Annotated in this window: 11 protein-coding genes; 6 read left to right on the top strand and 5 right to left on the bottom strand. The window is 69.3% G+C overall.

Annotated features, from left to right (window positions below; all coding sequences use genetic code 11):
• Positions 1–44: 44 nt before the first annotated feature.
• The 3 genes from NR792_RS30290 to NR792_RS30280 are packed head-to-tail and all read right to left on the bottom strand — an operon-like array spanning position 45 to position 2,771.
• Positions 45–866, bottom strand: a complete 822-nt coding sequence (locus NR792_RS30290) for a hypothetical protein (protein WP_375756180.1) — start codon at positions 864–866, stop codon at positions 45–47.
• A gap of 28 nt (positions 867–894) precedes the next feature.
• A complete protein-coding gene (locus NR792_RS30285; protein ID WP_375756179.1) occupies positions 895–1,284 on the bottom strand; it encodes a response regulator in 390 nt (129 codons plus the stop codon).
• 14 nt (positions 1,285–1,298) lie between these two features.
• A complete protein-coding gene (locus NR792_RS30280; RefSeq protein WP_375756178.1) occupies positions 1,299–2,771 on the bottom strand; it encodes an RAD55 family ATPase in 1,473 nt (490 codons plus the stop codon).
• Between the two features lie 82 nt (positions 2,772–2,853).
• Here NR792_RS30280 and NR792_RS30275 point away from each other — a divergent pair, with 82 nt between their 5' ends.
• The 4 genes from NR792_RS30275 (at position 2,854) to NR792_RS30260 (ending at position 9,272) form a co-directional block, all read left to right on the top strand.
• Positions 2,854–4,200, top strand: a complete 1,347-nt coding sequence (locus NR792_RS30275; RefSeq protein ID WP_375756177.1) for a short-chain fatty acid transporter — start codon at positions 2,854–2,856, stop codon at positions 4,198–4,200.
• A gap of 146 nt (positions 4,201–4,346) precedes the next feature.
• Complete coding sequence (locus tag NR792_RS30270) at positions 4,347–4,850, top strand: hypothetical protein (RefSeq protein ID WP_375756176.1); 504 nt, start codon at positions 4,347–4,349, stop codon at positions 4,848–4,850.
• A gap of 242 nt (positions 4,851–5,092) precedes the next feature.
• Positions 5,093–6,502 carry a hypothetical protein gene (locus NR792_RS30265; RefSeq protein ID WP_375756175.1) on the top strand — a complete coding sequence of 470 codons (1,410 nt, stop codon included), beginning with the start codon at positions 5,093–5,095 and terminating at the stop codon, positions 6,500–6,502.
• A 262-nt stretch (positions 6,503–6,764) separates the two neighbouring features.
• Positions 6,765–9,272: a sodium-translocating pyrophosphatase gene (locus tag NR792_RS30260; protein ID WP_375756174.1), complete on the top strand. Its 2,508-nt coding sequence runs from the start codon at positions 6,765–6,767 to the stop codon at positions 9,270–9,272.
• Between the two features lie 77 nt (positions 9,273–9,349).
• Here the strand turns inward: NR792_RS30260 and NR792_RS30255 are convergent, their stop codons facing one another.
• On the bottom strand, positions 9,350–9,910 hold the full coding sequence (locus tag NR792_RS30255) for a hypothetical protein (RefSeq protein WP_375756173.1): 561 nt from the start codon (positions 9,908–9,910) through the stop codon (positions 9,350–9,352).
• Positions 9,911–10,192: 282 nt separating this feature from the next.
• Between NR792_RS30255 and NR792_RS30250 the strand changes: the two genes are divergently transcribed.
• Complete coding sequence (locus NR792_RS30250) at positions 10,193–10,399, top strand: cold-shock protein (protein ID WP_375756172.1); 207 nt, start codon at positions 10,193–10,195, stop codon at positions 10,397–10,399.
• Between the two features lie 263 nt (positions 10,400–10,662).
• Positions 10,663–11,016: a hypothetical protein gene (locus NR792_RS30245; protein ID WP_240672695.1), complete on the top strand. Its 354-nt coding sequence runs from the start codon at positions 10,663–10,665 to the stop codon at positions 11,014–11,016.
• A gap of 158 nt (positions 11,017–11,174) precedes the next feature.
• On the opposite strand, the gene NR792_RS30240 is transcribed toward NR792_RS30245, so the two are convergent.
• Positions 11,175–14,294, bottom strand: coding sequence for an efflux RND transporter permease subunit (locus NR792_RS30240; protein ID WP_375756171.1), 3,120 nt, complete (start codon positions 14,292–14,294; stop codon positions 11,175–11,177).
• Between the last annotated feature and the right edge of the window lie 16 nt (positions 14,295–14,310).

Raw genomic sequence — 14,310 nt, 5'->3', positions numbered from 1 at the left:
CTGCCTGGTCCGGGTGCGTCACGGCAGGGGGTTCCTGATTCCGCCTAGTTGCGGACACGCGGGGCGGGGGCGCGGACGCGGACGTCCATGCGGGCATCGCCGGCCACCATACTGCTCAGGGCCTCCGGCTGGGATGGGGACAGGCGGGCCACGGCGCGCAGGGCGGCCACCAGGATGAGGGCCTCCAGGCTGGAGGGCACCGCCAGCCCCTGGGGCCCGGCCTTCACGGGCAGGGGCAGCCGGGGCAGGCGGCCGGCGGCGGACAGCGCCTCCACGGCGTAGGCGGGGCGGGCCTCCAGCGACACGGTGATGGCGGGCAGCGCCTTCGCCTCCGCTTCCGCGCCATGCACCTGGAGCTCCAGCAGCCGCCCCAGCGCGCCGGGGGACAGGTAGAGGGCCAGGCCGGACGGGCCTTCGTCATCGCCGTGGAAGACGCAGCCCTCGTACGTGTGCTCGTGCGCGCCCGTCACGTCCACGACGAAGGCCTGGCTGTCATCCCAGTGCGTCCAGGGCCGGGCCTCCCAGAACTCGGTGGCGGCCTGGACGAAGAGCAGCGCCTTGTCGCTGCCCAGCCCGGACACGCCCAGCTGCCCCCACGCGAGGAAGGTGGCGATGGCCGCCCGCGCGGAGAGCGCCGCGGGGGACGGGGGCGCCACGGCCAGGCCCAGCTCGGAGGCGGCGTCCGCCAGCGCGGGCTCGCAGGACACCTGGGACGGCTCCAGGCCGGCGATGAGGGCGCGCACGCCAGCGGCGTCCGTCTGCTCGAAGACGGGGGCGGACGGCTCGCCCGTCTCTCCAATGCGCAGGTAGACACCGGTGGTGCCCACGGAGAGGGGCACCGGACCCAGCTTCAGCAGGTGGAACATGGCGGACCCTCCGGGCACGCGCGGCGCCTCACCCTCCCCGGACGCGGGTGTTCGCGTCCAGGGACTTGCGGACCAGCTTCATCAGGGCGCGGATGTCGAACGGCTTCTGGAGGAACTCCATGGCCGGGTGCAGGCGCTTGAGGCCGTTGACGTCCACGGCGCTCATGCCCAGCACGGGGATGTGGCGCAGCGTCGGGTCCTGGAGGATGCGCTCGATGAGCGCGGGGCCGTCCAGCACGGGCATCATCCAGTCCGTCAGCACCAGGTCCGGCTTCACCTCCGCCATGCGCTCCAGGGCCTCGCGGCCATGGGACGCCGTGAGCACGCGGTAGCCCTCCTCCCTCAGGAGGTCCGCGAGCGCCTCCAGGATGCCCTGTTCGTCGTCCACCACCAGCACTGTCTCGGTCGCGGGAACCACGGGTCCTCTGGGGGTCAGGAGTGGTTACCCGGGAAGCGGGCGATGCCGGTGAGCAGCAACTCGGGCGACGGCTGGAACGGCGGCTGGATCTCAATTCCCTGCGAGGTGATGAGGAACTCGCGCAGCGTCGGGTCGTAGTCCGCGTCGCGCAGCTTGAAGATGGAGAGCAGCCGCCTCAGGCGGCCATTGAGCTCCAGGTGGCGCATGAACAGCAGGTTCTCCGCCACGCCGGACAGGCCGGTGCCCAGGGGCACGTCCATGTCCGGGCCGAAGAGGCGCGGCGTCTCCAGCGTGAAGACGGTCGTCACCCCATGGCGTCGCAGCTCCTGCGTCAGCGCGGCGAAGAAGGGGCTGATGCGCGCCGGCTCGTTCGTGGTCTCCACCATGGCGCTCAGGCCGTCCACGAACAGGCGCTTCACGCCACGCTTGCGCACGTCCTCCAGCATGGTGTGCGCCACCAGGTCCAGGTTGCACTCGGCGGGCATGTTCCACTGGAGCGCCAGCCGGCCGTCCTTCACCGCGGAGCCCAGCGACAGCCCCACGTTGGCCGTCTTGTGCAGCAGCCGGTCCGGCCCCTCGTAGAAGCTCACCATCAGGCCGGGCTCGCCCAGGCGCAGCCCTTCGGCCAGGTGGCTCGCGCCCAGCAGCGTCTTGCCGCAGCCCGGCGGCCCCATCACCAGCGTGGTGGACGCCGCCGCGATGCCCTCCGGAATCATGGCGTCCAGCGTGGGCACGCCAAAGCGCACCCGCTGCGTGCCCCAGTCCGGCGGCTGCGCGCGGCTGGCCATGGACTCCAGGCGGGGGAACACCTCCAGGCCCGCCTCGGAGATGCGGAAGTGGTGCGAGCCATTGAGGCTGGCGCTGCCCCGGAACTTGCGCACCTGCAACTCGCGCCAGGAACGCATGGCCGCCGTGCGCTCGCGCAGCTCCAGGATGCCGTCCACCATGGTGTATTCCGGGTGCACGGCGGGGCCCACGCTGCTCGTGAGCAGCAGCGCGGTGAAGCGCGACAGGCCGGCGGACACCTGGAGCTCGTGGATGAACTTCTTGAAGTCGCGGCTGCTGCCCGCGGCCTCCTGCGCCTGCACCAGCCCGTCCAGCACCAGGATGCCCGCGCCGTGGTTGCGCATCTCCCGGCGAAGCAGTTCCAGCAGGCCCGGCAGCCCCTGCTCCTCCAGCATGCGGAAGCCGCTGACGTAGTAGATGCGCTGCGGAAGCTGGGAGGCGTCGAAGAACGCCATGCTGCGCAGGTTCGCCAGCATGCGCGAGTGCGACTCCGCGAGCAGCGTCACGTACAGACAGCGCGTACCCTGCTGGGCCTGCGAATAGCAGAGCTGGTTGGCGAAGATGGTCTTCCCCGCGCCCGGCTCCCCCACCACGATGTAGACGCCCGACGCCACCAGGCCACCGCCCAGGATGGGGTCCAGTCCGGGCACGCCTGTCGCGATGCGCTCGAAGACGGGGGAGTGCTGCTCGCTAGGGGACATGGCGACCGCTCATACCGTAAAAGCCGGGGTGTCGCCCTGGGAGTTTGCACCGGGGCCTCCTTGACCGCCTGGAGCCCTCAACGTGGAAACCCTCGTCCGGTTCGCCGAAGGCCTGGGCCGCTTCTCCGCGCGCTTCGTCCCCAGCGCCTTCGCCATCGCGGTGCTGCTCACCCTGCTCACCATGGCGCTGGCCCTGGGCTGGGTGGGGGCCGCGCCGCCGGTGGTGCTGGACGCATGGGGCGGCGGCTTCTGGGAGCTGCTCACCTTCTCCATGCAGATGGCCCTGGTGATGTTCACTGGCTATCTGCTCGCGCTCACCGCCCCGGTCAAGGCGCTGCTCGAATGGGTCGCCCGCCTGCCCCGGAGCCCCCGGAGCGCCACCGCGCTGATGGCGGCGGTGTCCATGGCGCTCGCGTACTTCAACTGGGGCCTGTCGCTGGTCGCCAGCGCCATGCTGGTGCGCTTCATCGCGCGCAGGCGCCCGGACGTGGACTACCGGCTGCTGGTGGCGTGCGCCTACTTCGGGCTGGGCGCCACGTGGCACGCGGGCCTGTCCGCCTCCGCCCCGCTGCTGGTCGCGACGCCGGGGCACTTCCTGGAGAAGCAGCTGGGGGTCATCCCCATTGACCGGACGCTGTTCTCCCCCTTCAACGTGGGTCTCACGCTGGCCGCGGTGGCGCTGCTCACGGCGCTGGCGTGGGCGCTGCACCCGTCACCCGAGCGCACCGTGCGCGTGGAGCCCGCGGTGCTGGAGAAGCTGGGGGACTTCGTCCCGCCCACGAAGCCAGAGGGCCGCCTGAGCCCCGCGGAGTGGCTGGACCACGCGTGGCTGCTCAACGCCGTCTTCGGCGTGCTGGGCCTGGTGTGGTTCGCGCGGCACCTGTGGCTGCACGGCGGCTGGAAGGCGCTCAACCTCAACGTGGTGAACTTCACCTTCCTCACGCTGGCGGTGCTGCTGCACGGCACGCCCGCCCGGCTGCTCAAGGCGAGCGAGGAGGCCGCGAGCGTGCTGCACGGCATCGTGCTGCAGTTCCCGCTGTACGCGGGCATCTACGGCATCTTCAAGGCCACGGGGCTCACGGACCGCTTCGGGGAGCTCTTCGTGTCGCTGTCCACGCGGGAGACCTTCCCCGCCATCGTGTACCTCTACAGCGGCGTGGTGAACTACTTCGTGCCCTCTGGAGGTTCCAAGTGGGCCATCGAGGCGCCCTACCTGCTGGACGCGGCGGGGAGGCTGGGCGTGGCGCCGGAGAAGGTGGTGCTGGCGTACGCCTGGGGGGACATGGCCACCGACCTCATCCAGCCCTTCTGGGCGCTGCCGCTGCTGGCCGTGGCGCGCCTGGAGTTCAAGGACATCCTCGGCTTCCTCCTGGTGGCCTTCCTCACGTACCTGCCGCTGGTGACGCTGGGCTTCTTCCTCTTCGGCTAGGGCGCGGATAGCGCGGCGCGGCGAGCCCGCCGCTCCGAGTTCAGGGGAAGCCGGGGATTGGCCGGGGTTGTTTCATGGTAGACAGGCACACCCAGGGGCCGGACGTGGGCCGGCTGCCGTCAACATCAACGAGGGGACCCCAAGACATGAAGAGCGTGTTCAACGGAAGCGTGCTGTGCGCGGTGCTGGGTGTGGCGTCGGTCGCGGGAGCGCAGGAGGCGGCGGCCCCGGCGGCGGAGTCCGTGAAGGCCCCCAACGCGGACGCGGTGCGCGACACCTGGAACTACTTCTACAAGGGCCAGGGCCAGGGCCCCGTGCTGGTGGAAGCCAAGCTCTGCACGGAGGTGGCCAAGGAGGGCCCCAACAAGTACGAGTGCACCGCCGAGGTGGGCCCCGAGGGCGTCAAGGCGGGCACCTCCGTGATGCTGTGGCAGAGCTACCTGGTGCCCCAGGGCGACACCATCGACGACCTGACGGTGCAGGTGAAGCAGGGCAACACCGTGCGCGAGACGAAGGACGTGAAGGTGAAGGGTGACGGCTGGCGCGCGCGGCAGTGGACCGGCGTGAAGCTGGCCAAGCCCGGCAGCTGGACCGTCGTGGTGATGCGCGGCGACCAGGTGCTCAAGGAAGTGCCGGTGAAGGTGCTGTAGTCCCTCGCCCGTCCAAAACACAACACATCCATCGACGCCCGCCGGGGAGACCCGCGCGGGCGTCTTTCTTTACCGCCCTCCCACCCCTCGGTCGGCAGGAATTACTGGCTGACGGACACGCACCCCTCCCTTCCGCGCGGCTCGCCGCGGCCGCTCCCGAGGGGACACCTTGGCCTCACCACGTTGGCCGCGCGCTTGCAGTAGGGCTTGGGCGCGGTTGAAGGGCGGGGGAGTCGGGGTTGGTGGCGCGAGACCGGGACGGGGTGGCGGCGGTGGCGTGGTTTCGGATGGCGGTGTGCGTGGGGGGACTCTTCCTCGTGGGGTGCGAGGAAGCCCGGGCCACGGCACCGCGCATCCCGGTGCTCGGCGAGGTGGGTGGACAGGTCGTGCAAGAGGGCGTGGAGGCCCACGCGTGGTCGCGGACCCTGATGGTGGGGGACCCTCAGGCTCCGCATGCGGTGGTGACCTCCAACGGGGACGTCCTCGTGGCGGCGACCTATCAAGAGCCCATGGACCTGGGGGCGGGGCCCCTGCCCTTCAATCGCAACGTTGTCGCGCCCCACCTGCTGGTGGCGCGGTATTCGCCGGAGGGCACGCTCAAGTGGGCGCGGGGCTGGACGCCCCAGCACGCGGCGCGGGCCCGCGTGGGCGGCCTGGCGGTGGACGCCCACGACAACATCTTCCTCACGGGCTTGTCCGCGGGCTTCACCCGCGACGGCGCCACGCTGCCGGAAGGGCCGTTCCTGGCCCGGCTGGACGGCGGCGGCGCGCTGGACTGGGTGCGCTCGCTGCCGGGCCAGGGCCCCGTGGCGGTGAACGGCGTCACGTCCGACCATGACGGGGGCGCGGTGCTGGTGGGGGACTTCTCCGGCGCGCGCGACCTGGGCGAGGGCTTGAAGACAGCGCCCAACGGCAGACACGCGGGCTTCGCGCTGCGTGTGGGGCCGAAGGGGGAGCAGCGCTGGAGCCGCGTGTGGATGCCCACCGGCGAGGGCGAGGTCTCCGCGCGCGCGGTGGCGGTGGATGTCTTTGGCGACGTGCACGTGGTGGGCGGCTACGCGGGGGCGGTGTCCCTTGGCGACGCCACCTTCGTCACCGTGCGCCAGCACACGCCCTTCGTGGTGAAGCTCACCCGCGACGGCGACCACGTCTGGAGCCACGACGTGCGCGGCACGGACGGCACCGCGGTGTCCGTGGCTGTGGGGGCGGACCGCGTCTTCGTGGGCGGCGGCTTCAGCGGCCGGCTCTACTTCCAGAACACCTTCCACCGCGCGGACTCCCGCGACGGCTTCCTGCTGGCATACGACGGGCGCGGCGGCCAGCAGTGGGCGCGCACCTTCCCCACCGGCGCGCCCCTGGTCACCACCGACGAGGCGGGCCAGGTGACGGTGGCGGGCGGCCATGACGGCGGCCCCGCCCTGGGCGGGGGGAACCTGCCCCCCGGGTTGTATGTCGCGAAGCTCCTGCCGGAAGAGGGCACGTCGCTGTGGGTTCGCGGCTTCGCGAGCCCCGGCACCGTGGCCCAGGCCCGCGCCGTGAGCGTGGACGCGTCCGGCGGCGTGCTCCTGGCCGGCGGCTTCAACCGGCCCGCGCGGGAAGACGGTCCGTCGCGGCGGCCGCAGGACGGATTCCTGTTCAAGTTCAATCCCTGACACGTCCATCCGTCCCGGATGCCATCCCACCTGCCAGGTGGTTCAGGCATTTGTGTCTGAATCCAACTTGACGGGATGCGACATGGAATTCCTGACTTCGACTCCATTTGACGGAGCGTGATAAATCACAGCCGCCTTCAGGGCATGTCTTGCCTTGAAGGGCGAGGCTGCGCTGAAGCGTCTGCGCTCGGAGGTGCTCGTACGCAGGCGGCCAACCCCTCGACATCACTCCCCTGAGTCACTGTGAGAGAGGTTGCACCCCATGACACCCACCGTTTCACGGCTGGACCGTCTCAAGCAGCGTGTCACCCGCACGGCGGCCGGGGCCCTCGGGCTCCTGGCGCTGTTCAGAGCAACCCCCGCGAGCGCGAGCGAGGCGGACCTCAAGCTCCCCGACTTCCGCTCCGTCACCTTCTTCGCGGGCCTGGACGGACGTCAGCTGTTGATGTCCGGCATCGCCGTCTGCGTCCTGGGCCTCATCTTCGGCGTCCTGCAGTACGCGAGCCTCCGGAAGATGGAGGTGCACCGGGCGATGCTGGAGATCTCCGAGCTCATCTATGAGACGTGCAAGACGTACCTGCTGACGCAGCTGAAGTTCATTGGCGTCCTCTGGTTGCTCATCGCGGTGGTGATGGTCGGCTACTTCGGCTTCCTCCAGCACATGGAGTTCGGCCGGGTGGCCATCATCCTGTTCGCCAGCCTCGTGGGCATCGCCGGCAGCTGCGGTGTGGCCTGGTTCGGCATCCGGGTGAACACGTTCGCCAACAGCCGCACCGCGTTCGCGTCGCTGCGCGGCAAGCCCTATCCCACGTATGCCATCCCGCTCCAGGCGGGCATGTCCATTGGCATGGTGCTCATCAGCACGGAGCTGTTGCTGATGCTGTTCATCCTGCTGTTCGTCCCGCCGGACTTCGCGGGCGCGTGTTTCATCGGCTTCGCCATCGGTGAGTCGCTGGGCGCCTCCGCGCTGCGCATCGCGGGCGGCATCTTCACCAAGATCGCCGACATCGGGTCGGACCTGATGAAGATCGTCTTCAAGATCAAGGAGGACGACGCGCGCAACCCGGGCGTCATCGCGGACTGCACCGGCGACAACGCGGGCGACAGCGTGGGCCCCTCCGCGGACGGCTTCGAGACCTACGGCGTCACCGGCGTGGCGCTCATCACGTTCATCCTCCTGGCGGTGGAGCCCCAGTACCGGGTGCAGCTCCTGGTGTGGATCTTCATGATGCGCATCGTGATGGTGGTGGCGTCACTGGTGTCGTACTGGATCAACAACGCCATCCAGGGCGCGCGCTACAAGAACGCGGACCACATGAACTTCGAGGCGCCGCTCACCTTCCTGGTGTGGCTGACGTCCATCGTGTCCGTGGCGCTGACGTTCCTCATCAGCTACCTGCTCATCCCGAACATCGGCGGGGACGACACCCTCTGGGTGAAGCTGTCCGCCATCATCACCTGCGGCACGCTGGCGGGCGCCATCATCCCGGAGGCCATCAAGGTCTTCACCTCCACGGAGAGCCGCCACGTGCGCGAGGTGGTGACGGCCAGCCGCGAGGGGGGCGCGTCCCTCAACGTCATCTCCGGCCTGGTGTCGGGCAACTTCTCCGCGTACTGGATGGGCCTCGTCATCGCGGCGCTGATGGGGCTGGCGTATGGGTTCAGCACCCTGGGCGTCGGCGCGCTGATGATTGCCCCGGCGGTGTTCGCGTTCGGCCTGGTGGCGTTCGGCTTCCTGGGCATGGGCCCGGTCACCATCGCCGTGGACTCGTATGGCCCGGTGACGGACAACGCGCAGAGCGTCTACGAGCTGTCCCTCATCGAGAACGTCCCCGACGTGAAGGCGCAGGTGCAGAAGGACTTCGGCTTCACGCCGGACTTCGACAAGGGCAAGGAGTTCCTGGAGGAGAACGACGGCGCGGGCAACACGTTCAAGGCCACCGCCAAGCCGGTGCTCATTGGCACGGCGGTGGTGGGCGCCACGACGATGATCTTCTCCATCATCGTGCTGCTGGTGGGCATCACGCGGGCCGCCAACGGCGAGCAGGTGCTCAACGCGGTCAACGCGCAGAACCTGTCCCTCTTGCACGCGCCCTTCCTCCTGGGCCTCATCACCGGCGGCGCCATCATCTACTGGTTCTCCGGCGCCTCCATGCAGGCGGTGTCCACGGGCGCCTACCGCGCGGTGGAGTTCATCAAGGCCAACATCCAGCTGGAGGGCGTGGAGAAGGCCAGCGTGTCCGACTCCAAGAAGGTGGTGGAGATCTGCACCCAGTACGCGCAGAAGGGGATGATCAACATCTTCCTCGTGGTGTTCTTCAGCACGCTCGCGTTCGCGTGCCTGGAGCCCTACTTCTTCGTGGGCTACCTCATCTCCATCGCGGTGTTCGGCCTGTATCAGGCCGTGTTCATGGCCAACGCCGGCGGCGCCTGGGACAACGCGAAGAAGCTGGTGGAGACGGAGCTGAAGGCCAAGGGCACGGAGCTGCACGCCGCCACGGTGGTGGGTGACACGGTGGGCGACCCGTTCAAGGACACGTCCTCCGTCGCGCTCAACCCGGTCATCAAGTTCACCACGCTGTTCGGCCTGCTCGCCGTGGAGCTGTCCGTGGAGCTGGAGGCCGCCGGCCAGGGCATGCTCCTGCGCGTGCTGTCCGCGGTGTTCTTCGTCCTGTCGACGGTGTTCGTCTACCGCAGCTTCTACGGCATGCGCATCGAGAGCGCGGGCCCCACGAAGCTGGAGTCCAGCGCCCAGGTGAAGACCGCCTGAGGCCCGCCCGAGGCGATGACCGGCGCCAGGCGGCGGGAACCCTCGCATGGGCCCGCCGCCTTGCGCTCGAGCCCGGTTCAGGCCCCGATGCCCTCGGGGTCCGTGGCCAGTTCCCCGCCCAGGTGCATGCCCGTCTGGCAGCGGTAGTCCGTCACCAGCGACGCGGCCAGCACCTTCACGCCCAGCAGCACGTGCAGCGCGGCCGCCACGGGCGAGCGCTTCGCGTACCCCAGCACGAAGGGCGCCAGCACCGCGCCCAGGCCGTAGGCGTAGTCCGCGATTTCATGCGCCTCGATGGGGATGAGCTTCGAGAGGCTCAGCCGGTAGTCCGTGAAGAGCGACACGCCCACCGCGGCCCCACCCAGGGCCCAGCCGGCCGCCTTCGCCGCGCTGTCACCGGACGCGCTCCCCACCGCCACCAGCGCCGCCCCACCCACGTAGTCCAGCACCGAGTGGATGTCCTGCGGCACCCAACGGCGCAGCGGCAGCCGGCCGAGCAGGGGACGCGACAGGATGCCCGCCGCCGCGCTGTGGTCCCTCATGCGGCGCCACTCGCGGCGCACGGCACCCTCCGAGCGCGGGGGGACGGGCGGCAGCACTGGCGCGGCCTCCAGGCCTCGGACCTCGTACTCGTACATGACGTGACTCCTCTCCCGGCCGTCGTGGCCTTGGCCGGAACGGTAGCCACGCCCCCAGGCCCGGGCGCCGGGCCTGCCACTCCCCCTCGCCCGCCTGCCTGCGACAACAATGAGTAGGCAGACTGACCACCCATTGAACTGTTGGCTGATAAGCAAGGGGGCTTCCACCCACCCTGCCCCGCCGGGCAGACTGTTGTTCGCACTCAGGCCCTCACATTTCGAGAGGACCGGCCGCCTTCGGGCGGTGGGTGCCGCGCCCCACCAACAAAGAGAAGACGATTCATGGCTACTGGTACGGTGAAGTGGTTCAACGATGCGAAGGGCTTTGGCTTCATCACGCAGGACGGCGGTGGTGAGGACGTGTTCTGCCACCACAGCGCCATCAACATGGACGGTTTCCGCACCCTGGCCGAAGGCCAGAAGGTGGAGTTCGAGGTGACCCGAGGCCCCAAGGGCCTCCAGGCCCAGAACGTCCGCGCAGTGGGTTGATCCAACCCCGCTCCGGGTCAGCCTGGAGTCATGGAAGCCCGGTCCCGCTCACGCGGACCGGGCTTCTTCATTTTTACAACGTATCAAGAAGGAAAAACGCGCAATCCCTTTCAAACCTTCCAGTCACCAAGGAAACAAGGGGGGGGCTGTGAAAGTCCGAAAGACGTCTGTTAGGCTTTGCGCCTGCGAGGGAGGGCGCACCTATGTTCGAAGTCACCAACGATGTCAGCCGTCGGACCATCACTGCCCGCATGAGCGGTTTCATGCGGCCCAACGAAATGAAGGAGTACGTGGCCGTCTACAAGAAGGCCACGGACAGCTACGGCGGAGGGCGGCACCTGGTTCTGGCCGACATGCGGGGGCTGCGCCCGCTGGAGCCGGAATCCGCGAAGCTGTTCTCCGAGATCGTCGACCACGGGCGCAAGAACGGCTGTGCGATGTGCGCGCACGTGTCGGACTCCACCATCGCGCGCCTGCAGACGGCCCGCGTGGCCTCGGAAGCATCCCCCAACGACGACATCACGGTGGACTGTGTGTCGCTGGAGGAAGCGCAGAACCAGCTCGCCAAGGCGCGCGTGCGCCTGCTCAACGGCGAAGGCTTCTCGGTTGCGCGCTAGCGCTGTTTCAACACACTGATGCATCCATCAAGGGCGCGGGTGACAGCACGTCATCCGGGCCCTTTGTCTTTTGCCCGTGTCCTGTGATTGGCCGGGAATGAAGAAGGGCGCGGAGGCTCACGGCCCCCGCGCCCTCTTTCACTTCAGGCCCTGCGGCTTCAGGCCGCGCGGTCGTGCGCGGCGGGCGCGTCCACGGGCGGCGCCGGGAGCGTCCCTTCCGCGCGGGGCTGCTTCTTGCGGAAGGACAGCTTCTCCATGGCCGCGAACACCACCGGCACCACCAGCAGCGTGAGGAAGGTGGAGGTGATGACGCCGCCGATGACGGAGATGGCCATGGGGGCGCGGAACTCGGAGCCGGTGCCCGTGCCCACGGCGGTGGGCACCATGCCAATGGCCATGGCCGCGCTCGTCATGAGGATGGGGCGCAGGCGGCGGGGGCCGGCCTTGAGCAGGGCCTCGTCCACGGAGTCGCCCTCGCGCAGGTGGTGGAGCGCGCCGTCGATGAGGAGGATGGCGTTCTTCGTGACGAGGCCCATCAGCAGGATGACGCCAATCATCGCGCCCATGCTGAGGTGGTAGTTCGTGACGACGAGTCCCAGGAGCGCGCCCACGAGCGCCAGCGGCAGCGACACCATGATGGTGAAGGGGTGCTTGAAGGACTCGAACTGGCTGGCGAGCACCATGTAGATGAAGACGAAGGCCAGCAGGAACGCGATGCCGAACGCGTCGTTCTGCTCATCCAGGCTCTTCATCTGGCCGTCGTAGACGATGGCGTAGCCGGGCGGCAGGGGCTTCGCCGCGATGGCGGCCTTGAGCTTCGTGGCCACGTCACCCAGCGCGGCGCCCTTGGCCAGCTGGGACACGACGGCCACCTGGCGCTCGCGGTTCTCGTGCTCGATGACGCTGGGGCCGTTCTTGAGCGACACCTCCGCCACGTCCGTCACCTGGTGCAGGCCCCTGGGCGTGGCCACCATCAGCTGGCGCACGCGCTCCGGCGTGGCGCGGTCCTGCTCGCGCAGGCGCACGCGGATGTCCGTCTCGTCCGTGCCCTCGCGCAGCTTGGCCGTCACGTCACCGTCAATGGCGAGCCGCAGCTGCATGGCCAGCGCCCCGGCGGACAGGTCCATGTCCGCGGCGCGCGCGCGGTCGATTTGAACCTGGAGCTCCGGCTTGGCCGGGTTGGAGTCCACGCGCACGTCGGAGGTGCCCAGCGTGCGCAGGATGCCGGCGACGCGCTCGGCCTCCTCGTTGATGCGCTTCAGGTCCGGGCCCACCACGCGGACCATGATGGGGTACCAGTCCCCCAGGCCTTCGATGGCCGGCGGGTCCGACAGGGTGATGGCGGTGGAGACCAGGTTGGGGACCAGGAGCGCGCGGGCCTCCTCCTTGAGGGTGCCGATGCTCTTGGTGCGCTGGTCCTTGCCCACCGTGAGCACGCGCATGCGCGCCTTGTAGACGTCTCCGTTGGGACCGACGGTGGTGTAGATGTCTGTGATTTCCGGAATCTTCTTGAGGAGCACCTCCGCTTCCGCGGCGCGCTCCGTGGTCTGCGCGAGGTTGGAGGAGTCCGGCAGCTGCAATTCGACGATGAGCTGCGAGCGGTCCTCCGCGCTCATGAACTCCACGCCCAGGCGGCTGGCGGCGCCGAAGGACAGCACGAGCGCCAGCAGGGTGAGGCCCGCGGTGGTCCACTTGTGGCGCAGCACCCAGCCCAGGATGCGCGCGTACGTGTTCTCCGTGGCCTCCAGGAAGCGGCGCAGCGCGCGGAACACGGCGGGCTCGTGGTGCACCTCGCCCGGCTTGCGCGCCTTGGCGAAGCGCGCGGACAGCATGGGGTCCAGGGTGAAGGAGATGAACAGCGAGATGAGCACCGCCACGGAGATGGTGATGCCGAACTGCTTGAAGAACTGGCCCACGATGCCGGGCATGAAGGCCACGGGGATGAACACCGCCACCAGGGACAGCGTGGTGGCGAGCACCGCCAGGCCCACGTCCCGCGTGCCGTTGGACGCGGCGCTCACGGGGTCCTCGCCCTGCTCCAGCCGGTGGGTGATGGCCTCGCGCACCACCACCGCGTCGTCGATGAGCAGACCGATGGCCAGGGACAGCGACAGGAGCGTCATCTGGTTGAGCGAGTAGCCCAGCACGTACATCACGAAGAACGTGCCGATGACGGACGTGGGCAGCGCCAGCGCGGAGATGAACGTGCCGCGCGGGTCCAGGAGGAACATCAGGATGATGAGGACCGCCATCAGGCCGCCGAAGATGAGGGCGATCCACACCTCGTGGGTGTTGGCGCGGATGAGGTCCGACTGGTCGATGAGGAGCGTGGCCTGGAAGCCCTGCCCCACCACCGGCGTCATGTCCGCGAGCGTCTTCTTCACCGCGTCGCTGACGCTCACGGTGTTGGAGCCCGGCTGCTTCACGATTTCGAGCACCACGGCGTCGCGGGCGTTGAGGCGCGCGGTGGTGCGGCGCTCGGCGACGCCGTCCGTGACGGTGGCGATCTCCTCCAGGCGCACCTGGGCGCCGGTGCCGCTGCGCGCGATGGGCAGCTGGCGCAGGTCGTCCACGCTGGTGAACTCGCCCATGGCGCGCACGGTCAGCTCGTTGGGCCCCAGCTGGAGGCGGCCCGCGGGCAGGTTGAGGTTCTCCGTGCCGATGCGCTGGGCCACCTGGGACGGCGTGATGCCCACCGCGCGGGCCTTGTCCAGGTCGATGTCGACTTGAATCTCCCGCGTGTCGCCGCCGGTGATGCGCACCTCCGCCACGCCCGCCAGCTGCGCGAGCGCGGGCTTGATGCGGTCATCCAGGAGCTTGCGCAGCGTCTGGGACGTCATGTCCGCGGACACCGCGTAGGTGAGGATGGGCGCGGCGGACAGGTCCACGCGGCTGACGATGGGCGCGTCCGCGTCCGTGGGCAGCTTGTTGACGGCCTGGCCCACCTTGTCGCGCACGTCCTGGACGGCGGTGTCCAGGGCGGTGCCCAGCGTGAAGGACACCACCACGGTGCCCACGTTCTCACGGCTGAAGGAGTGGATCTTGTCCACGCCGCTGATGCCGGCGACGGCGTCCTCCAGGGGCTTGATGACCTGGGTCTCGATTTCGCCCGGGCCCGCGCCCTTGTAGAGGGTGTTGACCACCACCACGGGGAAGCTGACGTCCGGGTAGAGGTCGGTGCCCAGGCGCTTGAGGCCCATCACCCCCAGCACGATGAGCAGCAGGGACAGCATGGCCGTGAACACCGGCCGTCGGATGGAGACGTCACTGAGAATCATGGGAAGAGCTCACGCA

Origin of the sequence: Corallococcus exercitus (genome assembly GCF_042231735.1) — a bacterium.
GTDB lineage: Bacteria > Myxococcota > Myxococcia > Myxococcales > Myxococcaceae > Corallococcus > Corallococcus exercitus_B.
This window is presented reverse-complemented; position numbering and strand designations above follow the sequence as displayed.

What these genes read in the sequence shown, in the direction of transcription:
- NR792_RS30245 (WP_240672695.1), top strand. Translation starts at nt 10,663, where the DNA reads ATGCGGCCCAACGAAATGAAGGAGTACGTGGCCGTCTACAAGAAGGCC.
- NR792_RS30255 (WP_375756173.1), bottom strand. Translation starts at nt 9,910, where the DNA reads ATGTACGAGTACGAGGTCCGAGGCCTGGAGGCCGCGCCAGTGCTGCCG.
- NR792_RS30250 (WP_375756172.1), top strand. Translation starts at nt 10,193, where the DNA reads ATGGCTACTGGTACGGTGAAGTGGTTCAACGATGCGAAGGGCTTTGGC.
- NR792_RS30240 (WP_375756171.1), bottom strand. Translation starts at nt 14,294, where the DNA reads ATGATTCTCAGTGACGTCTCCATCCGACGGCCGGTGTTCACGGCCATG.
- NR792_RS30270 (WP_375756176.1), top strand. Translation starts at nt 4,347, where the DNA reads ATGAAGAGCGTGTTCAACGGAAGCGTGCTGTGCGCGGTGCTGGGTGTG.
- NR792_RS30290 (WP_375756180.1), bottom strand. Translation starts at nt 866, where the DNA reads ATGTTCCACCTGCTGAAGCTGGGTCCGGTGCCCCTCTCCGTGGGCACC.
- NR792_RS30280 (WP_375756178.1), bottom strand. Translation starts at nt 2,771, where the DNA reads ATGTCCCCTAGCGAGCAGCACTCCCCCGTCTTCGAGCGCATCGCGACA.
- NR792_RS30260 (WP_375756174.1), top strand. Translation starts at nt 6,765, where the DNA reads ATGACACCCACCGTTTCACGGCTGGACCGTCTCAAGCAGCGTGTCACC.